The organism is Proteiniphilum propionicum (assembly GCF_022267555.1).
GTDB classification, from domain to species: domain Bacteria; phylum Bacteroidota; class Bacteroidia; order Bacteroidales; family Dysgonomonadaceae; genus Proteiniphilum; species Proteiniphilum propionicum.
In genome coordinates, this window is the sequence record NZ_CP073586.1 from 3168190 (window position 1) to 3193826 (window position 25637).

Below are 25637 nucleotides of genomic sequence, written 5' to 3' on the forward strand. Positions count from 1 at the left end.
TGAGAATATCCTTTCCCTTTGTTTAAATTAATCCAATATTTTAATTTTTATATTTCTGTACCATACATCATCGCCGTGATCCTGTAAGCCTATATAACCTTCCTGATTTTCACCTCCTGCATTCAGGAAGTCAGGCCAGTTTTTGAATTTGCTCCCGGCAACCATTTCTTTCCATGAGTCTGTCCACAGGTGATATTCTACAACATTTTCACCATTCTGAGTATGAATAACGGTTCCTTTATACACCATAATGCCACCTGTATTCCATTCACCTGCAGGTTTTGAATTCTGTGGTACTGCAGGCACCAGATCATACAAAGAAGCAGATTGGCGATTTCCGTCTTTTCCTAACTTGGCATCGGGATGTTTTGCATTATCAAGAATCTGATACTCGGGTGCCGATTCGTAAATTTGTTTTCCTTCCAGCTCCTGAGCCAGATAGAACACACCACTATTTCCACCTTCAGATACTTTCCATTCGAAGGTAAGCTCGAAGTTTTTAAATTTCTGGTCGTAAATGATGTCTCCACCATCTTTTGCACCGGCTTCACCCATTCCCGATCCGTTTATCTTGATTGCACCATCTTCAATGGTCCAGGCCGAAGGCATATCGGCACGGTTATAACCACGCCATCCTGTAAAATCTGTACCGTTGAAAAGTGTAATCCATCCTTCACCGGCTGCAGTCATCTCAACAGAGTCTGTTGCATCGGCTGTCTTAGATTGTTTGCTTGTGTTGGAACATGACATAAAAATCATTCCTGAAATAATAATTAGACTAAATACATTTAAAACATTTTTCATAACTATTTTCTTTTTAATTAAACTGAAATTTAATTTTTTAAATACAGGGAACAACGACGAAAGAATCAGTCGTTGTCCCTTCTAACCATCAAAAGTGTAATATTATGGCATATCAGGCAATTTCCATCCATTCTGATAGGAGTGCTTGATCATCTCATTTGCATATTCAATAGCATTTACCGGTTCTGTCCAAGTTTTGTTGAATGTCGGGTGTCCGTCGGTGATCTTAAATCCATCTTCAATAATGGTTTTGATAACAGCATCAGCAGGTATATTGGTGAATTGCATGTTTTCACCATCCCAGTGAAGCTCCTGGTTTAATCCTTGCAGTCTTACAGCAAGAACACCCATCACAACCATCTCATTGAAAGGGCCAGCTTCAGAGAAAGGAGACGCAGTTTCAACACGATTTGCAGGAGATTCCTTACAAGCACGTACCCAGTCCATTTCATGCGACAAGGTAACCTCGCGCTGTGTTTTGGGCGAGTTGGGTTTGCGACCGGATACCAGCCACGGGTTAACACCATAACAACCGCATATAAGCGTATCTTTAGATCCGTAGAAGATCACACCCCCACCCTGATCGTTCAGGTTCTTACCCGCAGGAACACCTTCTGGACGCATTGGTTGTAAACCACCATCGTACCAGGTAACCTCAACTTCGGGCATGGCAACTTTAGGCAAGTTGTCGCGTTCAGGGAATACATATTTAACCATTTGAGCGTTGGGAGCACAATCTGTCAGCAACATTGTAGAAGAGCCCTGCACCTTGGTAGGATAGCCCAGATTTAATCCTTTAAACACCGGATGTAAAATATGACAAGCCATATCACCTAATGCGCCGGTACCGAAATCCCACCATCCGCGCCAGTTCCATGGATGATAGATATTATTGAACGGACGTTTTTTTGCCGGTCCTATAAAAAGGTCCCAATTCAGTGTAGATGGAATCTTATCAGCCTGTTTAGGTGTCATCAAACCTTGCGGCCATATAGGCCTGTCAGTAAAAGCTTCAACTTTTCTCACTTCACCTATCTGACCATCTCTTATCCAGTCTATAACCTGGCGTACTCCGGGAGCTGAAGATCCCTGATTACCCATGCTTGTTGCTACTTTGTACTTTGCTGCAAGATTTGTTAACAAACGTGATTCATATACACTGTGAGTAAGTGGTTTCTGAACATACACATGTTTACCCATTGTCATAGCATCAGCGGCAATCATTGCGTGCGTATGGTCAGCCGTAGCTACAACAACAGCATCGATGCTCTTACCCAGTTCATCGTACATTTTTCTGTAATCGTAATACTTCTTAGCTTTCGGGTACTTATCAAACACACGCTGGCTGTACTTCCAGTCCACATCACAAAGTCCGATAATATTCTCGCTTTCAAGCCTGCTAAGGTTGGCGTTCCCCATTCCGCCAATACCTACTCCGGCAATATTCAGTTTATCACTTGGTGCAGTTTGTCCTACACTTTTCCCAAGTACCGATGAAGGTACAACGGTTAGTCCGGCAGCAGCTATTGCTCCGGTTTCTAAAAATTTTCTTCTTGTAATTTTTGATGACATAAGTACTTTTTTTGGTTATTACTTGATATTAATTATAGTTTTTATCCTCTTGTTATCTCTTCTTTTTCTTTATTCCAGTACATGGTTCGGCCTTCGAGATAGGCACGTGTTCCCATATGAGCCGTAATTGCCTCTTCAAAGCCCTGATCGATACCGCAGGAAGGTTGCTTTCCGTTTCTGATGCAGTCCAGCCACTCTTTAAGGTGCAGAAAGGTAGTGTTATATCGCTTTCCACTTATAAATGAGAAGAGCAACCCGCGTTCTGCAAAATATTTTTCGGTAGCAGTTGACACAGCATCAACACTCTGTCCGGGTATATATGAGTAAAATGGTTCACCGGGCTTTATGATTCCCTTGTCTATTTTATCACTATACTGCTCAGACCTGGGGTCTACGGTAACGGTAAGAGTGTTTCCAACCTCCATGGTAGCATCATGGCCCATGATCTTACGGCTGCGATTAAACTGGTTGGCCAGTGTTGCTGAGTAGAGCATTGTCAGGTCCCTGTCTTTGTATTCGAATACCGTTTGCAATACATCCGGTACGGTTCGTCCGTCCTTAAAGAAATAGACACCTCCCGAAGAGCTTGCAGATGAAGGTATACCCAGATTAAGTATCTGGTTCATTGCGTCATACTCATGTGTTAAAAGATCTCCACTCAAACCTGTACTGTAATCCCACCAACAGCGCCATCGGAAAAATCTTTCAAGACTGAACTTTTCGCGGGGCTCTGGCCCTACATATTTTAGTAATCCTGCCGAAGTCATGTAATCCATGTACTCTTTTATACGGCCGGTATCTCCTTCAAATTGTTTCCAGTCAATATTTTTAGATGTAGCCTGTTCATGTATTGGGTATACCCATGCGCCATTAGGATCATTCCTGTTTGTACCGGTCTCTATCAAAGAAACTTTGCCCAACAACCCTTTTTCAATGATCTGCCGTGCCCTCTCGTAGGCTTCAATCTGCCTGTTCTGGTGTCCTAACTGAAATACTAGCTGAGGGTTACTTTTCACAATCGAGCGGAGCTTGTAGGTCTCTGGTACGGTCCAGGTCATTGGCTTTTCAAGATAAACATGTTTGCCCGCCATTATGGCGTCCATAGCCATGGTACCATGCCAGTGATCGGGTGATGCAATTACTACAGCATCAACATCCGGTGCAGACAACAGTTCCTTATAATTAAGGTATCGCTTCGGTTCCGGGCCATGCTTCCCGTTCACCCCTTCCCTGTGTATATTTGCTCCTGCCTTTATAGCATCATTACCATAGACATCAAAAATATCACAAACAGCAGTAATTTCAACACGCAAGTCCTCCTGTTCCATAAAATCACGGTAACGAGTATTGTCAGAGTCTGCTTTTGCCTGCTTAATAAGGTCTTCAACATAGCCGGGAGTAGCAAATCCCAGAGCTTGCATCAGCTGAGCACCTCTGATGCCGAAACCGACAATACCTATTTTAATAACCGGGGCATCCGATGGTATGGAAGCATAGGGTGCTACATCACTCTTGAATCGAAAAATCTCAGAAGCATTTCTGTTTTTGTTTTCAATCTGTTTTTTTTTGTACACTCCGTATGCCATCGCCCCTAATACCGGGACAGAGGCCATCGCCTTGAGTACATCACGGCGCCCTTGAGATACTTCTTTGCCTGATGATTTTTCCCCTTCTCCATTATTGTTATTATATATCTTTTTATCTTCGTCCATTAGATTAAAAATATTGATTTTCACATGTATAGCTTGAACACGATTTAATCATCTGCTTGATTTAAATTAAATATCATGCTCGTCTCATACAAAATTGAAATAACAAAAAATCAGTTTTTTACATTAAGATATATTTTAGAAAGCTATTTCTATTTCAGAATTTAGTATATCGCAAAAGTACCCGATAAAGCAAATGAACTGACTCTGCTTTCACTTTTTCCGGCGAAACAACAAACTGTCAAAACCAATTATTTTTGATGTTGGAAAAAGCATCAGTACCACTACTGCAGATATTATAATAAGATTTTTTTCTATCCACAAATAAGATCCTCCAGCAGGCAATATATATTCTGCATTTAATAATGGAGGATGTGAAAGATAGTACAGAGTCAGAAAAAAAACAGCACCGTAATATCCAATATTTGAAAAAAGGCCCAATATCAACAGTAAGCCAATAAGAGTTAATCCCCATATATTTATAAAATTTGCGACAGACAGTAATATGTTATTTCCGGCAATATACATAAAAACAGGTGCAAAAACCCCTTGCGAGTCCATCATATAGCCATATGCAGACCAGTTTGGAGTGAATACCTTTGCCAGTCCCTCATACAAAAAATACCAACCTATTAAAATACGCAGCACAAACAGTGAGTATAATTGTAATTTGCTATAATGTATTGATTGCATTTTTTTACGGCTTAAAAGATTGTCATCTTGCTTTTTTATGAAGCAAAATGCACCCGTAAAAGTAAGACAAATAATTTTGAAAATGAAATTTTATTGTTTTATTATCACAATCATGCAAGACAAATTGTCAATATTGATGCTTTTCGACTGTTTTTACTGACAATGCTATATAAAAAACGTCATAATAAATTCGGATTTCTTTTATCACTTTATTCATCTTTCACTTATGTTTTGATTAGAGCTGAAAACAGTTTCGGGAAAGTTGTAAATTTGTTCATTCGTTTTTTTTTATCTACTTTTATGGTCTAAAAGTCTTGAAATATTAGTCACGGTAGCTGGCAATTCACTGCTCCCGGCAGATTATTTTCAATAAATAATCACTTTATCACTGTATTTACAGAGATAAGCAAGTTATTTATAAACAATTGAAATTACGAATTGAAATAAACAATACACACGATAAATTGTTTTTTAATTTGTAAAGAGGTATGATTGTCCGGTTTTTTCGAAAATTACTTACAATTTACTGATTATTGAATTGATTTGTACTTCGCATCGTGCAGTTGTCAATCGGTTTATTGCGTGAGTATTGGGTATATATTTGCCAGATTATTAAAGAGATGTAAAAAATAAAAAACAGAATAATGACCCAAAACACTTTTTTAGGCTCAATTGAGCAAAGTATTCGAAATCATTGGAATATGCCGGCCATGACCGATTTTAATGGCAAAACCTTTTATTACAAAGACTTTGCCCTTGAAATAGATCGGCTGCACGACTTTTTTAAATCTGCTGGGATAGAACGTGGGGACAAAATCTCGGTGTGTGGTAGAAACTCCGCCAACTGGGCTATAGTCTTTTTTGCAACTCTCTCTTATGGCGCTGTCTCGGTAAGCATACTTCATGAATTCGATAAAGAGAGCGTACAGTTCATAGTGAATCATTCCGATTCAAAAATGTTTTTCGTGGATGAGAATATCTGGGGCGAAGTTGACGAAACCACCATCCCCAAAGTGGAAACTGTTTTCTCTCTCGACAATTTCTCACTCATAAAAACTGCCTCAAAAGAATTTGAAGTGTTTGTGCAGAATGCACCTGCATTTTTCGAAAAAAAGTATGAGAAGGGTTTCTTTGTCAACGATATCTCTTTCCGTACCGATAAACCGGAGGAACTGGCTGTCATCAACTACACTTCGGGAACAACAAGTAGCCCTAAAGGTGTGATGATACCCTACCGTAGCCTGTGGTCGAATACTAAATTTGCCAACGACAATCTGGAGTTTATTTTTTCGGGCGACAATATTGTATGTATGTTACCAATGGCACATACGTATGGACTGGCTTTTGAAGTTCTCAATTCCATATCAATGGGTTGCCACATCCATTTTCTGGGGAAAACCCCTTCTCCGAAAATACTGCTCGAAACATTCGCGAAAGTTAAACCAAAGCTGATTCTTGCCGTTCCACTCATAATAGAGAAAATTGTTACCAGAAACGTTTTACCCAAGCTGAAACATGGAGCTGCCGGGACACTAGTTAAAATACCGCTGCTAAACTACATAGTGCATGCGAAGGTACGAAAATTGATGATGGCATTTTTCGGCGGGAACCTGGTAGAGGTTGTTATTGGTGGTGCTGCACTCAACTCAGACGTGGAGAAGTTTCTCCGGAAAATCAGATTCCCATACACCGTTGGGTATGGTATGACTGAATGCGGTCCACTTATCTCCTACTCCTTCTGGACTGAGTTCAAAGAGCGTTCATGTGGAAAAGTTGTGGACAGAATGCAGGTGAGAATTGACTCCGAAGATCCACAGAACGTTGTTGGAGAGATTCTCACAAAGGGTGCAAATGTTATGCTGGGATATTATAAAAATGAAGAGGCAACAAAGAAGTCGTTCACAAAAGACGGATGGCTAAAGACTGGTGACCTGGGTACTCTGGACAAAGACAATTACGTCTTTATCAGGGGACGAAATAAAAACATGATACTGGGACCTTCGGGGCAAAATATCTATCCCGAAGAGATTGAAGAAAAAATTAACGCTTATACCTATGTTAGCGAGTCACTAGTGATTGAAGAAAATGAAAAACTTATTGCTCTTATTGTACCCGACAAAGATACATTACAGGAACATGGAGTTAATGAACCTAAAATAATACCCTTCTTAGAGCAACTGATAAACGAGGTTAATAGCAAACTGCCATCATACAGCAGGATAACCTCCATCCGCATTCAGGAAGAGGAGTTTGAGAAGACACCCAAACGAAGTATAAAGCGATTTAAATATCAGAAGTAAATAATCAGTGAGATCATTCAAAATAGGAATATAAAAAAAGAGGGTGTCATAATGTGACTTTACCCTCTTCTTTTTTGGTAGATGTATCAATGTCTCTCTTTCACTTTATCAAACGGCCGTGGTCAATACTCATCCCAGCTCTTTATCTCAATATCTTCAAGATCCTTCTTGCAGAAAGCGGTGATAAAAGCGCTAGCAAGCCTGGCGTTAGTAATGAGAGGAATATTGTAATCCACTGCAGCACGGCGAATAATGTAACCGTTTGTCAGCTCCCTGCGAGTTACGTTTTTGGGAATATTAATAATCAAGTCGAATTGTTTTTCTGAAATCATTTTCTTGATGTTATTATCACCATCTTCATCAGGCCAGTTGACATCGGTCGCCATAATGCCGTTATCTTCCAGAAACTTCTGCGTACCGTGGCTGGCATAGAGATCATACCCTCGCTCTCCAAGCAGCTTGCATGCCTCAAGCAGATCAACTTTAGACTTCATCTCACCCGAAGAGATAAGAATTCCCTTTTTAGGTATTCTGTACCCAACAGAGAGCATCGACTTAAGGATTGCCTCTGAAAAATCATCTCCTATACAGCCTACTTCACCGGTGGAAGCCATATCCACACCAAGCACCGGATCGGCATTCTGCAGGCGAGAGAATGAGAACTGCGATGCTTTAACTCCAATATATTCCAGATCAAACACCGAGCTGTCGGGTTTGGTATAGGGAGCATCCAGCATGATGCGGGTTGCTGTCTCTATAAAATTGTGTTTAAGGACCTTAGATACAAACGGGAATGAACGCGATGCTCTCAGATTGCACTCTATTACTTTTATATCGTTATTTTTGGCGAGATACTGAATATTAAAAGGGCCACTGATATTAAGCTCTCTGGCAATCTGCTTCGATATCTTCTTAACGCGTCGCATGGTCTCAAAATAGATTTTTTGAGCAGGAAAAACAAGAGTGGCATCGCCTGAGTGAACACCTGCAAACTCCACATGTTCAGAGATAGCATATTCAACCACCTCACCCTCTCTGGCCACAGCATCAAACTCAATCTCCTTGGCATTTTGCATAAAGCAGGAGACAACTACGGGATATTCTTTCGATACGTTTGAAGCCATCTTCAAGAAGGTGTGCATCTGCTCCTTGTCATAACACACATTCATTGCAGCGCCTGAGAGCACGTAAGAGGGACGGATAAGCACCGGGAAACCCACCTCATCAATAAATAAATCAATCTCTTCAAAGCTGCTCATCTCTTTCCATCGCGGCTGATCAATACGCAGCTCATCGAGCATAGCAGAGAACTTATGGCGATTTTCTGCCCGGTCTATGGAGAGTGGTGAAGTACCCAGGACAGGTACGTTTTGCCTGTGCAGCTTCATAGCTAAGTTGTTAGGAATCTGCCCCCCTACAGAGACAATCACCCCTTTAGGATGCTCAATATCTATAACATCCATAACACGTTCAAACGTAAGCTCATCGAAATAGAGCCTGTCGCACATATCATAATCGGTTGATACCGTTTCAGGATTGTAGTTTATCATCACCGATGCATAACCCAGATCACGGGCTGTTTGCACGGCGTTGACCGAACACCAGTCGAATTCCACTGACGAACCAATTCTATACGCACCTGATCCCAGAACTATAACAGCCTCCTTATCCTCTTTCACCGTGTGGCGACTATCACCTCTACCATAGGTGAAGTAGAGATAATTTGTTTTGTCTGGATGCTCCGAAGCAACGGTATTGATTCGTTGCACAGATGGTACAACCTGCAATTTTTTCCTGTGATTGCGCACCCTGATTAAATCATTTTCGAGGGTTCCCTGAGGATCTTCCACAAAACGGGCAATCTGGAAATCGGAAAAGCCAAGACGTTTTGCCTCTCTAAGTACATTTTCCGGTAGCTCTTCTATCTTATTGTATGCAGAGAGTACCTTTGAATAGTTGTATATATTCTCCAGCTTCTCCAGGAACCAGCGATCTATCTTTGTCAGTTCCTCAATTTTTTCTACACTATACCCTTTATCCAACGCATCAGCGATGGCGAAGATACGCATATCGGTAGGTTTGTATAGTGCCTCTTCCACATCATCGAAAGTCATCTCCCTGTTTCCCACAAAACCGTGCATTCCCTGCCCGATCATTCGTAGCCCTTTCTGGATAATTTCTTCAAACGATTTGCCAATAGACATTATCTCTCCAACCGACTTCATGGAAGAACCAATCTCGTGACTCACACCATAGAACTTATTAAGGTCCCAACGAGGTATCTTCACAATCATATAATCTACCTCGGGTGCCACGTAAGCAGAATTTGGCGTTCCCATTTCACCTATCTGGTCCAGTGAATAGCCCAAGGCCAGCTTGGTAGCCACAAAAGCCAGAGGATACCCCGATGCTTTGGAGGCTAGAGCAGACGAACGGCTCAGGCGAGCATTGATCTCTATTATTCGATAGTCGTTTGTTTCGGCATTAAATGCATACTGTATGTTGCACTCACCCACAATCCCAATATGTTTAACTACCCTCCGGGCAACATCCTCAAGCAAGGCTACCTGTTTTTTGGCAAGGGTGATGATGGGGGCCACCACAATACTTTCGCCGGTGTGGATACCCAGCGGATCAAAATTCTCCATAGGCACAACGGTAAAACAGTGGCCTTTCTTGTCACGTATAACCTCAAACTCAATCTCTTTCCAACCTTTGAGGCTCTCTTCCACAAGTATCTGATCTGAAAAAGAGAGGGCACTTTTGCAAAGTTCGATAAACTCCTCTTCGTTTTCGCAAATACCTGACCCTTGCCCTCCCAAGGCGTAAGCCGATCGAACCATAATGGGAAAACCAATTTCACGGGCAGCTAGCAGTGCATCGTCAATACTCTCCACAGCATGTGAGTGGGGAGTCTTTGCTTCAATCTCATTCAACTTTTTCACAAAGAGATCACGATCCTCAGTAATCATAATAGCATCGACCGAAGTGCCCAGCACGCGAACCCCATATTTTTCAAGCGTACCGTTCAGGTACAATTCCGTTCCGCAGTTCAGCGCTGTCTGTCCGCCAAAAGCCAGTAGTATGCCATCTGGCTGTTCCTTGCAAATTACTTTCTCCACAAAATAGGGCGTAATGGGCAGGAAGTAAACTGTATCGGCTACTCCTTCAGAGGTTTGTATGGTTGCGATATTGGGGTTGATCAACACTGTTTCTATTCCCTCTTCACGCATTGCTTTCAATGCCTGCGAGCCGGAGTAATCGAACTCCCCTGCCTGTCCGATCTTCAGGGCACCGGAACCCAGTAAAATAACTTTCTTGATTGATTTATCCATTTATATTTACTTATATATATTGCTTAGTGTATTACTAAAATATTTAAAATATAGTTCTTATTAATTGTACCCTCTCCAATGTTTTACAGCTATAATCTGGTTGCCGGCTTTACTGAGTGACCTAACAAAAGCATTCGTCAAACAGTTATTGGCAGAAAGCTGAGTATCATTAATAATTCGGTAGCCTGAAAATCCCATTTCACTACTCAAATGCGAATACTCTCTGGAGTAGCACATTAGGATAAGGGGAGCCAAATGTAGATATCCGGGCCCAAAAAAATCGGAAATCACGTCTGTTTCGCTGTGCGCGGGAACTTCGTTATTTCCGATTATGTGATATATGAGTGTTAATATTTGGCCTTTACCAGAGGGATCCGTCAGGCTTTCCCGGTACCCTGTAGCAGCTGTATTGAAAATCACCTCTCCCGATGCTGCCTCTCGGGCTCCAAACGACCATCCGTGAAAAGCCGTACCGCTTACAAGGATCAATCGCACCGGTCTTTCTCTCTGCATAGTGCGTACATTGTTATTTCGAGTTGATATATTATGATATTAGAATGCAAAGATAGAAAAAAAATCTGAGAACATTACAACTGATAAACCGCAACTTTGAATAAATAATTACTTTAACAATACGGTAAATATATTATTAAAATTTACTTGTTAACAGATTACAGCTAAATGCACGACTTCCAATGTTTTGTAACCTGTTTCATATGATGGGTACTCTAAAATAGATATATAAGTCTCATATTTAGCTGCATGAGAAAGTAATAAACGCATGTGTTACGATGACAAGTAGATGGATAAGTAGAGTATTTTTATTAGGCGTACAGATCTTTTTCATTTGCTTTTTTCAAAATTTTTGCTTATATTCAGGGTGGAGAAAGCATGCTAAATATTATGTAAACCACTACTAATCAGTAAGTAATAAACATTGTTGCGTATTTCAGGAAAGATTTAGCAATTCTCATACAGGTTTCGTATGTTTATTTTTCGGAATATGCTGAAAATCTTTACGGATTGAGGCATGAGTATGCTCGAAAATTCAAAATATCAAAAAATAATTATTTATAACGCATTGAATATCAATATCTGTTTTGACACGGTTGGAGTGAAAAAACTTTTCGGAGGTAACTCAGATATAAAGTAATTCAATTATCGTATGAGTTCCGGTTGAAGCTTAAACATTTAATGTATTAAGATATGCATAGCATGGATATATACGAAAGTCAGTTAAAGTAATTTTTAGTTTAAATATGAATAAGATTGCAATAATTGGGAATTATCCTCCCCGTAGATGTGGCATTGCCACATTTACAAAAGACTTAAATGAAGGATTGAAGGCTAAAGGCGTATCCACCGGCGTGGTAGCCATGAACGACGGTTTAAACCGGTACAATTATTCTGAAGATGTGGTGTTTGAGATTGAGCAGAATGTGATGGCATCCTACATCAACGCCGCTGAATATCTGAACTCGAATAATTTTGATGCAGTGATTGTGCAGCATGAGTTCGGAATTTATGGCGGCTTGAACGGCATACACATTCTCCAACTGCTGAAACGTTTACGGATCCCTGTAATTACCACGCTGCACACCGTGATCGATAATCCCACCGACAATCAGAGGAAGGTGATCAGTGAGCTTGCACGCGTCTCCCAAAAGCTGGTATGTATCTCCCAAAAAGGCATTGAATTGCTGCGGACCGTGTACGGGATTCCCGCCTCCGGTTGTGTACACATTCACCATGGGGTTCATCATTACAAAACCAAAAACGTTTCCCATCTCAGGCAAAAGTTGGGAGTAGAAAACAAAAAGGTGTTGCTTACCTTCGGCCTTCTCTCCAGAAACAAATCTATTGAGGTGGTTATCAAAGCGTTGCCAAAAGTCGTGGAGAAATACCCGGATACTGTCTATATTGTGCTGGGCGCTACTCATCCCCATGTCGTGAAGCATGAGGGGGAAGATTATCGGCTCATGCTCATCAGACTCGTAAACAAGTTAAAACTGGAAAAGCATGTGATCTTTATCAATCGGTTTGTCACCAATGAGGAGCTCTTCAGTTACCTGGAACTGTGCGATATCTATGTGATTCCTTATCTGGGTGAAAAACAGATCTCCTCGGGGACACTGATCTACACCATGGGAGCTGCTAAACCCATCATCTCTACCCCCTTCTGGTACGCCAAAGAGATGCTTGCCGAGGAGAGAGGCCTGTTGTTTGACTTTAACAACTCAGATCAGCTGACAGCGCACATCAACGATCTGCTGGAGAATGAGGACAAAAGGCAAACGATTGCCCGGAATGCATTCAACCTGGCCAAAGAGTGTTATTGGCCCATGATTGGCAAACAGTATTATGAGCTTACTGACCAGATCATTGCGGAAGACAAAATCAGAGCCATCACTGAGCCATCGCAGGTGATGGAATCAAAGTTTGTCCTTCCGCCCATCAAACTGGATCACCTCCGTGTCTTAACAGACTACACCGGTATTCTGCAACATGCCCGGTATAATGTGCCCGACCGAAACCACGGGTATTGTACGGATGATAACGCCAGGGCACTGCTCCTGTCGGTAATGCTGCAGAATGAGGTGCAGGATGTGGATGAAGTGACCCGGCTCACCGGCACCTATCTTTCATTCATCGATTACGCTTACAATCCTGCCATTTCGAAGTTTAGAAATTTGATGAATTATGAAAGAAAATGGCTTGATGACCAAGGATCGGAAGACACTACGGGGAGAGTGGCGTGGGCACTTGGATACACGACGGCCTATACCGATGTATGCAATTTCCATCATCACGCCAACTACCTGTTCGGGAAGGTGTGGAAATCGGTCGGAACGCTGACTCATCCCCGGGCGCTGTCATACGCTGCATTGGGATTGGCTTATCACGCAAAAGCGCATGGGGAAGAAGCAGTGATTGAAAGGCTGAAGCATTGTGTAAAGAAACTGTGCGACCTGTTTGATCAACCCATCGGATCGGAATGGCGCTGGTTTGAAGAAAAGGTGAGCTATGCCAACAACCGCATCCCCCACGCATTGATCCATGCCGGGATGTTGTTGAATGATGAATCGGTGATTCAACGCGGATTGAAGGTGCTGGACTGGCTCATTGAAAAACAATTCCATGATGGCATCTTTTCCCCCATAGGCAACCACGGGTGGCTTACCCCGCATGGCAAGGCAGCGTTCGATCAGCAACCCCTCGAGGCCAACGGCATGATCGATGCTTGTCTTCAGGCAGAGGAGTTTGTAAAGGACGGCACCTATGCCGATTATGCACTGAAAGCATTTTACTGGTTCACGGGAGAAAATGATCGTGGAGAGTCTTTGTATGATTTTGCAACAGGCGGCTGTCGCGACGGACTGCAGGCAAATGGTGTGAATCTCAACCAGGGGGCAGAGTCCACCATCTCATGGCTGATGTCTTTGATGAGCATCTCGTTTTTTCTGCGCAACAAGAATGATTTACTGGTATGACGCAAAAGCATCGTCTTCCCATCCATATTCTCCCTTCTTCGAGAAGTGTACACTGTTCCGGCCCTTAACTGCCCTCATCACGCATCTGACCGTTCTGCAAAACCACGAGCCGGAATCCTGGCTGTCGGAAGCATGCATCAGGAGTTGAGAATCTTCCCAATCAGTTCCCTGATATCGATGGACATAAACCCGGCGCCCGTATCTGACAATCCATATGGAACAATCAGGTGATTGTTGTGCAGGATGGATCCGCAGGAGTAGACTACGTTGGGGACATAACCCTCCCTCTCCTCCTCGTTGGGTGCGAGCAACGGTTCCTTCAGGCGGCCAATCTCTTTTGTCGGATCATACAGGTCCAGCAAAGCAGCACCCAGGCAATACTGTCTCATCGGCCCCACTCCATGCGTGATCACCAGCCATCCCTCAGGCGTCTCAATCGGGGCGCCGCAGTTTCCCGTCTGGATAAACTCCCACGGATACTTTGGCTCCTGTATTTTGACAGGTTGCTGCCAGAGATTGATGTTGTCGGAGAAGCCGATATAGCTGTTGATGCCATCGATGCGCGATAACATGGCATACTGGCCACGTATCTTCCTCGGAAACAGGGCAAGATTCTTGTTTTGTGTCCCTCTTCCGTGAAGCGGTTTCACCTCAAAAGAGTAAAAATTTTCCGTAACAATCATCTTCGGGAGAACCGTATATCCGTCGTAAGCGGTATAGGTAGCATAGTAGATAACCTTTCCGTCATCATCGGTAAAACGTACGAAACGTGCATCCTCAATGCCTCTTCGTTCCGTATAAGATATGGGGAAAATAACCCTTTCGGAAATATGGGTATCCCGTGAAAACTCTATGCGATAGTGCGAATCGGCCACCCAGACAATATGGTCAACATCTCTGCGTTCCTCCTCGCTCAACGAAGGGCGTGCCAGCACTTCCAGAGCTGAGCCCAGCAGCTCGCCATAAATGAACGTCTCTTTCAGAGGCTGCATCACCGCGCGGACAATTTCTCCCTCCACACCCATCTCTCGCAGCTTGGTTTCAATCAAAGCCTTGTCGTAGGTATGTCTTTTCACTACTTCCGGCTCATCCACATAATGTCCTGTCTGCTCAAAACTGAGTGCTCCGTTTCGATCAATCACGCCGGTGTGAAACACGATACTGGAAATATGTCCCTCGCCTGTAGCGCGGAAACTGATAATCACACGCTTCGAGCCCTCTTCAAGCCCCGTCTGGTCAGGCGATTCGACAATAGAAGGATTAAAAAATGCTGCAGAACTGATCGCATACTCCATCGAGAAATAGGATCCGATCAGCAGTTTTTTATCCTCGCTTATCTCATCCAGTTCGGGGAGCGTTTCTCCAACAATCTTCAGAGCCTCCCGGTAATGATGTTTGAATTTTCGTGTGAGGTTTCGATGCCGCTTGGAAAACTCACGCAGGGTCTGCATCAATGTCTGACGTGCAATCACCTCATCCATCTCAATCACCTTTAACATCAAATCACGGGTCCGTTGTGCCCCAAGATCGTGGAAACGAATGATCACCCTCTTAAAATCAGGATAAAACCTGTTTGGCAACCTGTTTACAGTTATTCTCATCATAAAAAAACAATTTTAAAAATTGCAGTGCATCAGTAACAAAGATAATATTTTTTGCGTTCATCTCCTCGGATTATCCCTTAAAAGTGGTTTTTCTGTTTGGTATTCCATTCCTTTTTCCGGACTGGTGGAGACATTTCCATCCATCCGGAGAAAAACTGAGAAAAAAAATGTAATTTTGTCAGCATCCTTCCACCTTTGCCACTATCAGCGGATATGGGTGCCGGAAGAGATGAAAAAACAAATCATCATATGAAAATTGCAATGCTTTCACCCATAGCCTGGCGAACGCCCCCTGTTCATTACGGGCCCTGGGAACTTGTTACTTCTTTGCTTACAGAAGAGTTGGTAAAAAAAGGGATAGATGTAACTCTTTTTGCCACTGCCAATTCAATAACAGAAGCAAAGCTTAGATCAGTATGTCAAAGGGGGTACGAGGAGGATAAGAGCATAGATCCAAAGGTGTGGGAATGTCTTCACATATCGGAATGCTTTGAACATGCAGGGGAATTTGATATTATTCACAACCAGTTCGATTTTTTACCGTTAACTTATTCGGGATTGACAGATACACCCTTAATTACCACTATACACGGTTTCTCATCGCCTCGCATTATGCCGGTGTACAAAAAATACAACCGCAAAACACACTATGTTTCCATAAGCAATGCCGACCGTTCGCCCCTGCTGGACTATATTGCCACCGTTTATCATGGCATTGATACGGGTAATTTTACCTTCAATCCTAATCCGACAGGCGACTATCTGCTATATTACGGGAGGGTCCATCACGACAAGGGAACTAAAGAGGCGGTAGAGATTGCCCTGGCACTTGATATGCGGCTGATTATCGCCGGTATTATTCAGGATCAGTTGTATTTCGACACTTATGTTAAGCCTTTTCTAAAAGAGGGCAAAATTGAATATATAGGCAGCGTGGGCGCTAACAGGCGTGACGGGTTACTGGGAAATGCGCGACTGCTCTTGCATCCTATCAATTTTAATGAACCATTTGGCCTATCCATTGTGGAGGCTATGGCATGCGGAACACCTGTAGTAGCATTCAACAAAGGGAGCATGCCTGAGCTGATAACCGATGGGAAAAACGGCTATCTTGCAGAGAACTCAGAAGATGCCATTGAGAAGATCAGGAAGGTGGATAAAATCAGCCGGCAATCTTGTAGAGAGGTTGTGGAAAAGCATTTCACCAAGGAGGTCATGGCTCAGAGCTATATAAAAGTGTATGAAAATATTTTGAATAAATAATTTTACTGTTACCCGGCTCTTTTCTTTTACGCTTCTTCTGTTCTCGTTATCCGTTTCCGGATTTACAAACTCGCCTAATGTCAATAAAGGGAGCAAGTGAAGGAAACAATAGGTTTTTTAAAACTATTTATCCGTTTAGTTGTTAAACATATAATAAAAACATGAAACGTGCGGGCATAATCATTCTCACTTAACAGTTATAGTGAGGTGCAAGTTCCGTAAAAAAACTTATAAAAATGAAAAACTGGAGGATAGAATCATTGATTATTGCGGTGGGACTGACATTAATAGGTGTCATGATTAATACCGGTATCAGTAATTTTAAAAACAGAGACCGTGTAGTAACGGTAAAGGGACTTGCCGAGATGGAGGTCCCTGCAGATAAGGTTGTTTGGCCTTTGATGTACAAAGATTTAGGTAATGATTTATTAACGCTCTACAACAATATTCAAACGAAGAACAAAACCATTGTGGAGTTTTTACAGGCAAACGACATATCAAGCGAAGAGATAAGCGTTGCTCCTCCTGAAATAATTGATATGGAGGCAGAACGTTACTCCGCACAAACACCTCAATACCGGTACAATGCTACATCGGTAATCACCGTTACTTCCAAAGATGTGGAGAAAATAAGGAAACTAATCTCAGAGCAAACCGAACTGCTGAAGCAGGGTGTTGCCATTACGGGTGGCGATTACCGCTATAGCACCATCTACGAGTTCACCGGGTTGAATGATATTAAACCTCAAATGATAGAGGAGGCTACCAAAAACGCACGGCTTGCCGCCGAAAAATTCGCCATCGACTCCGGAAGCAAGCTCGGTAAGATACGCGATGCTTCACAGGGGCAGTTCTCCATTACCGATAGGGATGCCAACACGCCATACATTAAAAATATAAGGGTAGTAACCACGGTAAACTACTACCTGAAAAATTAAAACGAACCAGCAACAGTCTGCAATATTTAGACCTAATAAATAACTAAGATTGCATATCGCTTACAAAGAGAAGCGTTTTCCAGTTTTAAGATAACTCTCATATTTGTTTTGGTTGAATCTGTAATAAAAGGCTCCTCTGCGAGAGTTTTCCTTGTCTTTTATCTCCAGTTTATCCAACAGGTTCATCGAGCTGAGTTTCTTCCTAAAGTTACGTTTATCCACAGGCATTTGATAAATAGCTTCATAAAGATCCTGCAAAGCAGGAAGTGTAAACTTGTTATTAAAGAAGCGAAACATTAGAGGTTGCGTCGAAACTTTATACTGAAGAAGCTTTAGAGCATCGTTTACCATTAGGTTGTGGTCGAAAATAAGTTGCGGTAGTCTATTTATGTTTGTCCATTTGGCATCAAACTTTCGTGCCTGTGAGGTATTGAAATTTTCCGTTGGCACCAGTGCATAAAAGGCTACAGAAATAACCCGTCCCCCCGTATCACGGTCTATCTCTCCGTAAGCCTTTACCTGCTCCATGTAAATGTTTTTCTGTTTAGTGTACCGGTATAACACTTTTTCAGCTGCCTTATACAGGCTTTCATCTGCTTCCATAAAACCTCCCATAAGAGACCATTTATTTTTTAAAGGTTCAACAGGCCGCCGGGTAAGCAGTACGTGAAGATCTTTTTTGCTAAAACCAAAAATAATGCAATCCACTGCGATCAAAAATTGATCATTATTTTTGTAATATGTCTGTAACATAGTAATTATAAGGTAGTTAAAACGGTTAAAAAAACACAGAAGAGGGATACTGTCGTATCCCTACTTCTCTATCATGGTTTGTGTTTACAGAGCTTAAAGTTTGCGTGCACCGTCGCTTATTACCACGTCGTACACCTTCGGCTCATGGCCAAAGCGCGCCTTAAATTTTTCTTTGGCATCGGCTACAAAACTGTCATGTAACTCATCTTTAACAAGGTTGATGGTACAACCTCCAAACCCTCCACCCATAACACGTGAACCGGTAACCCCATGTTCACGTGCAATATCGTTCAAAAAATCGAGCTCATCGCAACTCACTTCGTACAACTTGCTCATACCATGATGAGTCTCATACATTTTCTCACCCACGGTTTTATAGTCGCCCCGTTCAAGGGCATCGCTCACATCTCTTACGCGTTGAGTCTCCTCAATAACATATTGTGCACGCATAAAGTCCTCTTCTGAGATCTCATTCTTCACCTCCAGGAGCATCTCCATTGTTGCATCACGCAAAAATTCCATTTCAGGATGGCGTTTAGCAATGGTTCTTGCTGCGTGTTCACACGATTCGCGACGTTTATTATATGCTGATGATGCCAACTCATGCTTTACCACCGTATCAAGCAGTACCAGCTTATAACCCTGGGGATCGAATGGGAAGTATTCATATTCCATTGTTTTTGTATCGAGGCGTATCAGATGTCCTTCCTTTCCGAATAGAGAGGCAAACTGATCCATGATACCGCATTTTACTCCTACATAGTTGTGCTCGGTACTCTGTCCCACACGGGCCAGTTCGAACTTGTCGATACCCAGTTTAAGCATATCATTCAGCGCAAAAGCATAGGTGCTTTCCAATGCAGCGGAAGAAGACATACCTGCGCCCAGTGGTACATCGCCCGAAAATACTGTATCGAAGGCTTTAATTGTACCTCCTCTTTTAATTATCTCACGGCATACGCCAAAAATATACTTCGCCCACCCCTCTTTAGGGAGATCCTCCTCGTTGAGCCCAAATTCGGAACTTTCGTCAAGATCAATTGCATAAGCTTTCACCTTATCGGCCCCGTTAAACCTGATGGCAGCAATCATCCCTTTGTCAATTGCTCCCGGAAAAACGAAACTACCATTATAGTCGGTATGCTCCCCGATTAGGTTTACACGCCCCGGGGAGGTATATACCTCAGGTGCTTCAGCACCGAATTTTTCATGAAAAATTTTAACTATTTGTTCTTTTGTCATTATTGTCTGATTAATAAATATGAATCACGTAAGAATAAGTTCTGTAAAGAGTACTTTTTGTCTTACTCCTCATGGTTTACAGGAATATTCTTGTTAACATTTTTTGATCCGGCAAGTGCATAATATAACAAAAATGCCATACCTGCGATCACAAGCCAGTAACTACTGAGGAAGCCAGCTTTATCGGAAATTAATCCCTGCAGATATGGAAGTATTCCACCACCGCAAACCATTACCATGAATATTCCGGATGCCATTTCAGTATATTTACCCAATCCTTCCACAGCAAGGTTAAAGATGCTTCCCCACATGATGGAAGTGCACAAACCGCCTAAAACAAGGAAGAAAACTTTAATAGGCACAACAGCACCGAATAAATTAATCGAAAGTGCTGCAGGAATAAAGATAGCTGTCAATATTAACAAGATACCCAATGATGATGTAAAGCTAAGCATGGACTTGCTTGATACTTTAGCACCAACCGAAGCACCTATTAAACGACCGGCAAGCATCAGCAACCAGTATAACCCAACAATTGAGCCTGCAACTCCTGCAGCTATGCCAAGGCCACCACCTTCAGCACCTGTTGTCATATAAAGGTTAGCAATGTTGGGAATACCCACTTCAACACCCACATATATGAATATTGCGATAATACCCAGAACGAAGTGACGGAACGACAATGCACTGTGCTTGTCTTTTACTTTTTCTTTTTTAGGCTGGTTACGTGTTATCTCCAAACGTGGTTCGGGAATATTAACTGCCAAAATAACAATAAAAGCAAAGGCAAAAATACCCATTGCAAGAAACAATGCAGGATTGGCATCACTAATAGCAGCCCGTGCCACATCACCCATCAGGTAACCCACAAGTATGGGAACGATAGTTGCTCCAATGGAGTTGATTGCACCACCGAACTGAATCAACTGGTTTCCTTTATTTCCACCACCGCCTAAAGTGTTAAGCATAGGGTTGACCACGGTATTCAGCATACACATTGAGAAACCTGAGATAAAAGCACCTGTCAGATATACACCAAAACTAGCCACAGTTCCTGAAAGGAAGGTAATTGTCACTCCAATAAAACCAATAGCTACAGCCATCAGGGCAGTGAATTTATATCCTTTTCTTTCAAGGATTAATCCAGCCGGGATTCCCATAAAAGCATAGGCGATAAAGTTTGCCAGATTTCCAAGTTGAGACATGGCATTGCTTGCGCCGAACTGGTTTTTCACAATAACTCCCATCGGATTCTGCAAACCGGTAACGAAGGAGATCATAAAAAACAACATGAACATTACCGCGATAGGCAATGCGTAATTCTTTTTCTGAGTTGTCGTATTCATACTTTTTTATTGTTTAATAATTTCAATTATAGAATAATTTTACTTTATATTTCAAATATTTATCTCACACAAAGAATCTGTAGGTAGTTCTGGAATTAAATATCTCAGCGGTACTCAAAATCACTGAAGGGTATTGCGGTTTATTAATACTATCCGGATAGTGCTGTGTCTCAAAGCATACGGCAGACCTCGATGGATAACGTTTACCGTTTTTTGCAACAAAGCTACCATTCATCCAGTTACCGGTATATACCTGAACTCCGGGCTCTGTAGTATAAATCTCCATTTTGATCCCTGTTTTGGGCGATTCACATAAACCTGCGAAAGAATATTCATTTACTGACTTTTTGTTCAATACAAAATTATGATCGTAGCCACGGCCAATTTTAAGTTGCTCAAAATCATCATCTATACGTTCACCAATAGCATGCGGCCGGGTAAAATCGAACGGAGTTCCTTTCACCGGTTCTGCATCGCCCAAGGGTATGGCTGTATTGTCTGTAGGCAGGTAGCTGGAGGCATTTAGCATAAGAATATGTTCACCAATATATTCATCGCCTTGTCCTGAAAGATTAAAATAGGAGTGATTGGTAAGATTAAGAATGGTAGTTTTGTCTGTTGTTGCCCTATAATTTATGTCCAGAGCATTGTCATCAGTTAATGTGTATGTTACCGTTACAGACAGGCTGCCGGGGAAACCCTCTTCACCGTCGGCTGACAGATAAAACAGTTGAATGCTGTTGTCTGTCACTTTTTTCACCTCCCATACAACTGCGTTAAATCCCTTGATGCCACCATGCAGCGAGTTTGGTCCATTGTTTATGGCAAGATGATACTCCCTACCTTCCAGTTCAAACCGTCCTCCTGCAATCCTATTGGCTGTTCTGCCGCAGACAGCACCAAAATAGGGCTCTTCCGAGGTTAGGTACTCATCGATAGTGGGGTGTCCCAAAACTACGTCAGTTAATATTCCGTTTTTATCGGGAACCATTAACGATACAATTTTAGCTCCGTAATTAGTTACGGTGACTTCACTTCCAAATTTGTTTTTAAGAATGTATAACCCGGTTTGCCTGCCATCCACTGTTTTGTCAAAAGCTTTGACAAGCAAACCGGATTCGCTATACAAATTGTTCATGTAATTTCCTGGGTTTAAGAATAAGATATTGATGAAGATTGATTTTCTGTATAATTGGTGTAAAATTAACACAGTTTTTTGAAACGTCCTAATAAAAATTTGTGTTTAACAACATAAATTCATTAATTAACATTTTAAACTATTAAATATAAACTGCATCAAACCTGCAAAAAACAACCTCCCTCATCTCTCATTATTTGTTATTAATTATATTATTACTTCATTTTCCGCCTTGAACCTTCTGGTAACCAGCACTTTGTCTATCTTGTTGCCATCTATATCTACTATCTCGAACATAAGATTATCATACTCAAATCTATCTCCTACGCCGGGAATTTTGTTAATACATTCAAATACAAAACCGGCGACTGTTGAATAGTCGATTTTATCAAAATCAACGATAAAATCCTCATCAAGCTGTGATAATATTTCTATAGGGGCCTCCCCGCTTACCAGGGCAGAGTTATCATCCCTCATAAAAATGAGTGGTTCATAAGATTCATCTTCTGTCTCCTCCGGGATAGCACCTACAAGATTTTCAAAAATATCATGAATGGTGATTATTCCGTCGAGGCTGCCATACTCATCTACCACCATAGCCATAAATATATGATTTTTCCTGAAGTACTCAAGCACTTTTTGCGCCCGCAGGGTACTGGGTACGATAACAGGCTCCTTAATAAGCTCTTCAATTGTGAACTGTTCATTGTTATTCAGACGCAATAGAAAATCCCTTATAGATATAGTTCCTGTAAAATCATCAATCTTTTTTCTGCATGCAAGAATAATGCTATGTTTTGTCCGAAGCAGATCCTCAATTATCTCCTCACGGCTTTTACTTATATCCACCCACTCCACATCCGTTCGGTGAGTCATCAGGTGAATTGCCTTTTTATCGGAGAAGTAAAATACCTGTTCGTGGATAATATTCTCTTCAACATCAATAATACCTTCATGCGAAGCTGTCTTCAGCATTGCACGCAGTTCCATTTCCGAAACCACCTCATCTTTCGGTTTTAACCCTATAAGTTTATTTACAAAACTTGTTGATACAGAGAGAAGTTTCACGAAAGGATAAAAGATAAGACTCACCACGTGTATAGTAGGCGAGACAGCAATCGCCATTTTTTCGGAATTGTTCAGTGCAACTGTTTTTGGTACAAGCTCACCTATAACAATTGATACATATGTGATAAGGAATACCACTACTATCAATGAAGCAGCGTCCGCAAAAGCACCTATAGCATTAAATTGTTTAAAGAAAGGTACCAGATAGACAGCAAACGCCTGCCCCCCGTACGCACCATTAACAATACCAATAAGAGTAATTCCCACCTGAACTGATGAGAGAAAATTATCGGGGTCGGCCTGCAACTTTCGTGCACGCGCGGCACCTTTACTTCCTTTCTTGCGTTCTGCTTCCAACTTGTTTTTCTTTGCCGAAACAATTGCAATCTCCGACAACGCGAAAAAACCGTTAAGAAGGATAAGAAGAAGTATAACGACAATATGTACCCACATAATCAGCCTATCAGGTGAAGAAAAGTAATCATAAAATTACCACAGCGGAGAGGGATAGGCCTTGTTAGCGGTAAGGCTTTTCAGCTTTGATACTACTTCGGGACGATCATCGGCATAAGTCACACCAAACCACTTTGAAGGTGTATCCAATACTTTCACTGTAATATTACCATTCACAATCAGATGGTTTACCAGTAAAGGGATAAAAAACTCAGCTCTGATATTCTCCGCGTTCTCATTAAGAAACTGCACGAAATAATCATCGGAATATTTGAAGTAATCTGGTGTGAAACCCCACATATTCATAGATACTGGCGTATTGTCGTCAATAGCTATCCACTGATCTCTTTCATTCTTGTAGCTCACTTTTCCATCAATACGCATAACCTGTGTGCGCTCAACCACTCCGGTGAGATTTCCATTTTTATCGGTCTCACATACTCCTCGCGCCACAGTACCGCTTTCTGACAATGTGTTGCCAACTCTATAACCAACCATACAATATTTGTCATGACTGTATTCAAGAGTCTTTAGATAATCTGCCAACACCTGAAAGCTTTCACGCCCATAGAAGTCGTCGGCGTTGATCACGGCAAAAGGTTCGTGAATCACCTCTTTTCCCATCATTACGGCGTGGTTGGTACCCCACGGTTTTACTCTATCGGGATGGGGGGAAAAGCCTTCTGGAAGATTATCCAGCTCCTGGAATACCAGTTCAACCGGTATTTTCTTCTCATATTTTTTTACAATCTTTTCCCTGAAGTCATCTTCAAACGATTTGCGAATAACAAAAACCAGTTTTCCGAAGCCGGCGTTTACCGCATCATAAATAGAGTAATCCATTATGGTCTCACCTGCCGGGCCTACCCCGTCTAACTGTTTCAGTCCGCCATAGCGGCTGCCCATTCCTGCTGCCAATACAAATAATGTAGGTTTCATCGTGAAAAATTAAAAATTTAGTTCGTCCACAAATGTAAGATTTTTATCGAAAACGAGGAAAAGATTATTGCTCAAATTGCTCTTCAGACCTGTTTTTTGGTTCTTCATTGGCACAATAGATCTATAAATAATTATTAAACCTGCTTGAGAAAAAGTTTTTATACAAATAAGTTACCGCATTTCTGACGATTACGTTTTATACAAATGCTTTCCACAGATCATCTTCCGGAACAGGTGCAGTTACCGATATCTTCTTTTTTGAAACAGGATGTATAAATGATATAGAACGCGCATGCAGGCTGATGCTGCCATCGGGATTGGAGCGCTCAGCCCCATATTTAAGATCGCCCTTGATGGGACACCCCGTTTCGGCCAGCTGGCAGCGGATCTGATGGTGTCTCCCGGTCTCCAAAGCGATCTCCAGCAAAAAATAATTTTTTGAAGCACCTACAAGTCTATAATGTAAGACAGCTTTTTTGGTATTTGGTTTCTCGTTATCGAAAGCAGTAGACTTATTTGTTTTTTCATTTTTCATCAGATAGTGCACCAAAGTGCCCTCTTCTTTTGGTGGGCGATTTTTTACTATAGCCCAATAGATCTTGCTTACTTCATCGTCACGAAACATTCTGTTCAGTCGCGCGAGCGCCTTGCTTGTCTTGGCAAACACCAACACCCCGCTTGTGGGCCGGTCGAGCCGGTGCGTAACGCCACAAAACACGTTACCGGGCTTGTTATATTTAACTTTCAAAAATTCTTTCACCATCTCCGACAATGGTTTGTCGCCCGTTTTATCGCCCTGCACAATTTCACCTGGTGCCTTGTTAACGATAATAATATGGTTGTCTTCGTAAAGAACTGTCATCTGATATGTGACTTCCCTTTTGCCGGGAATAAATAGTGATAATTAAACTTGTGAGCCTACTTTTGAAACCCTTGAAATAAAAAAATGATTTCTAATGCATTAGATGTCAACATCATCCGTTTTGTCA

At 41.9% G+C, this 25637-nt stretch carries 18 protein-coding genes; 4 read left to right on the forward strand and 14 right to left on the reverse strand.

The annotated features are described in order from the left end of the window. Nucleotides 1-27: 27 nt before the first annotated feature. The 4 genes from KDN43_RS13190 to KDN43_RS13205 all read right to left on the reverse strand — a co-directional run bounded on the left by KDN43_RS13190 (nucleotide 28) and on the right by KDN43_RS13205 (nucleotide 4778). Nucleotides 28-759, reverse strand: a complete 732-nt coding sequence (locus tag KDN43_RS13190) for a 3-keto-disaccharide hydrolase (RefSeq protein ID WP_238869477.1) — start codon at nucleotides 757-759, stop codon at nucleotides 28-30. Nucleotides 760-906: 147 nt separating this feature from the next. Then, a complete protein-coding gene (locus tag KDN43_RS13195; protein WP_238866824.1) occupies nucleotides 907-2376 on the reverse strand; it encodes a Gfo/Idh/MocA family protein in 1470 nt (489 codons plus the stop codon). 41 nt (nucleotides 2377-2417) lie between these two features. Next, nucleotides 2418-4088 (reverse strand): Gfo/Idh/MocA family protein, encoded by a 1671-nt coding sequence (locus tag KDN43_RS13200; protein ID WP_407681770.1) that lies wholly within the window; start codon nucleotides 4086-4088, stop codon nucleotides 2418-2420. Nucleotides 4089-4298: 210 nt separating this feature from the next. Continuing rightward, nucleotides 4299-4778, reverse strand: a complete 480-nt coding sequence (locus KDN43_RS13205) for a DoxX family membrane protein (RefSeq protein ID WP_238866826.1) — start codon at nucleotides 4776-4778, stop codon at nucleotides 4299-4301. A gap of 644 nt (nucleotides 4779-5422) precedes the next feature. Between KDN43_RS13205 and KDN43_RS13210 the strand changes: the two genes are divergently transcribed. Beyond that, a complete protein-coding gene (locus KDN43_RS13210) occupies nucleotides 5423-7078 on the forward strand; it encodes an AMP-binding protein (protein ID WP_238866828.1) in 1656 nt (551 codons plus the stop codon). Nucleotides 7079-7200: 122 nt separating this feature from the next. Here KDN43_RS13210 and carB read toward each other — a convergent pair whose 3' ends face one another. Both carB and KDN43_RS13220 read right to left on the reverse strand, forming a co-directional pair. Further along, nucleotides 7201-10413 (reverse strand): carbamoyl-phosphate synthase (glutamine-hydrolyzing) large subunit, encoded by a 3213-nt coding sequence (gene carB / locus KDN43_RS13215; protein WP_238866830.1) that lies wholly within the window; start codon nucleotides 10411-10413, stop codon nucleotides 7201-7203. A gap of 60 nt (nucleotides 10414-10473) precedes the next feature. Beyond that, a complete protein-coding gene (locus KDN43_RS13220) occupies nucleotides 10474-10926 on the reverse strand; it encodes a carbamoyl-phosphate synthase domain-containing protein (protein ID WP_238866832.1) in 453 nt (150 codons plus the stop codon). 746 nt (nucleotides 10927-11672) lie between these two features. On the opposite strand from KDN43_RS13220, the gene KDN43_RS13225 reads away from it, so the two are divergent. Then, on the forward strand, nucleotides 11673-13904 hold the full coding sequence (locus KDN43_RS13225) for a glycosyltransferase family 4 protein (RefSeq protein ID WP_238866834.1): 2232 nt from the start codon (nucleotides 11673-11675) through the stop codon (nucleotides 13902-13904). A gap of 137 nt (nucleotides 13905-14041) precedes the next feature. Here KDN43_RS13225 and KDN43_RS13230 read toward each other — a convergent pair whose 3' ends face one another. Beyond that, nucleotides 14042-15508, reverse strand: coding sequence for a glycoside hydrolase family 130 protein (locus KDN43_RS13230; RefSeq protein WP_238866836.1), 1467 nt, complete (start codon nucleotides 15506-15508; stop codon nucleotides 14042-14044). Nucleotides 15509-15757: 249 nt separating this feature from the next. Here KDN43_RS13230 and KDN43_RS13235 point away from each other — a divergent pair, with 249 nt between their 5' ends. Together KDN43_RS13235 and KDN43_RS13240 are read left to right on the forward strand one after the other, a co-directional pair. After that, on the forward strand, nucleotides 15758-16771 hold the full coding sequence (locus KDN43_RS13235) for a glycosyltransferase family 4 protein (protein WP_238866838.1): 1014 nt from the start codon (nucleotides 15758-15760) through the stop codon (nucleotides 16769-16771). Between the two features lie 236 nt (nucleotides 16772-17007). Further along, nucleotides 17008-17709 (forward strand): SIMPL domain-containing protein, encoded by a 702-nt coding sequence (locus KDN43_RS13240; protein WP_238866840.1) that lies wholly within the window; start codon nucleotides 17008-17010, stop codon nucleotides 17707-17709. 60 nt (nucleotides 17710-17769) lie between these two features. On the opposite strand, the gene KDN43_RS13245 is transcribed toward KDN43_RS13240, so the two are convergent. The 7 genes from KDN43_RS13245 to KDN43_RS13275 all read right to left on the reverse strand — a co-directional run bounded on the left by KDN43_RS13245 (nucleotide 17770) and on the right by KDN43_RS13275 (nucleotide 25510). Then, nucleotides 17770-18462: an NUDIX hydrolase gene (locus tag KDN43_RS13245; protein WP_238866842.1), complete on the reverse strand. Its 693-nt coding sequence runs from the start codon at nucleotides 18460-18462 to the stop codon at nucleotides 17770-17772. 93 nt (nucleotides 18463-18555) lie between these two features. After that, the gene (gene galK, locus KDN43_RS13250; RefSeq protein ID WP_238866844.1) at nucleotides 18556-19704 is read right to left on the reverse strand and encodes a galactokinase; all 1149 of its coding nucleotides are present in this window, start codon (nucleotides 19702-19704) and stop codon (nucleotides 18556-18558) included. Between the two features lie 62 nt (nucleotides 19705-19766). After that, complete coding sequence (locus tag KDN43_RS13255; RefSeq protein WP_238866846.1) at nucleotides 19767-21050, reverse strand: MFS transporter; 1284 nt, start codon at nucleotides 21048-21050, stop codon at nucleotides 19767-19769. Nucleotides 21051-21114: 64 nt separating this feature from the next. Continuing rightward, nucleotides 21115-22188: an aldose epimerase family protein gene (locus KDN43_RS13260; protein WP_238866848.1), complete on the reverse strand. Its 1074-nt coding sequence runs from the start codon at nucleotides 22186-22188 to the stop codon at nucleotides 21115-21117. Between the two features lie 207 nt (nucleotides 22189-22395). Beyond that, nucleotides 22396-23709, reverse strand: coding sequence for a hemolysin family protein (locus KDN43_RS13265; RefSeq protein ID WP_238866850.1), 1314 nt, complete (start codon nucleotides 23707-23709; stop codon nucleotides 22396-22398). 36 nt (nucleotides 23710-23745) lie between these two features. Continuing rightward, nucleotides 23746-24648: a sugar phosphate nucleotidyltransferase gene (locus tag KDN43_RS13270; RefSeq protein ID WP_238866852.1), complete on the reverse strand. Its 903-nt coding sequence runs from the start codon at nucleotides 24646-24648 to the stop codon at nucleotides 23746-23748. A gap of 196 nt (nucleotides 24649-24844) precedes the next feature. Further along, complete coding sequence (locus tag KDN43_RS13275; RefSeq protein WP_238866854.1) at nucleotides 24845-25510, reverse strand: RluA family pseudouridine synthase; 666 nt, start codon at nucleotides 25508-25510, stop codon at nucleotides 24845-24847. Nucleotides 25511-25637 lie beyond the last annotated feature (127 nt).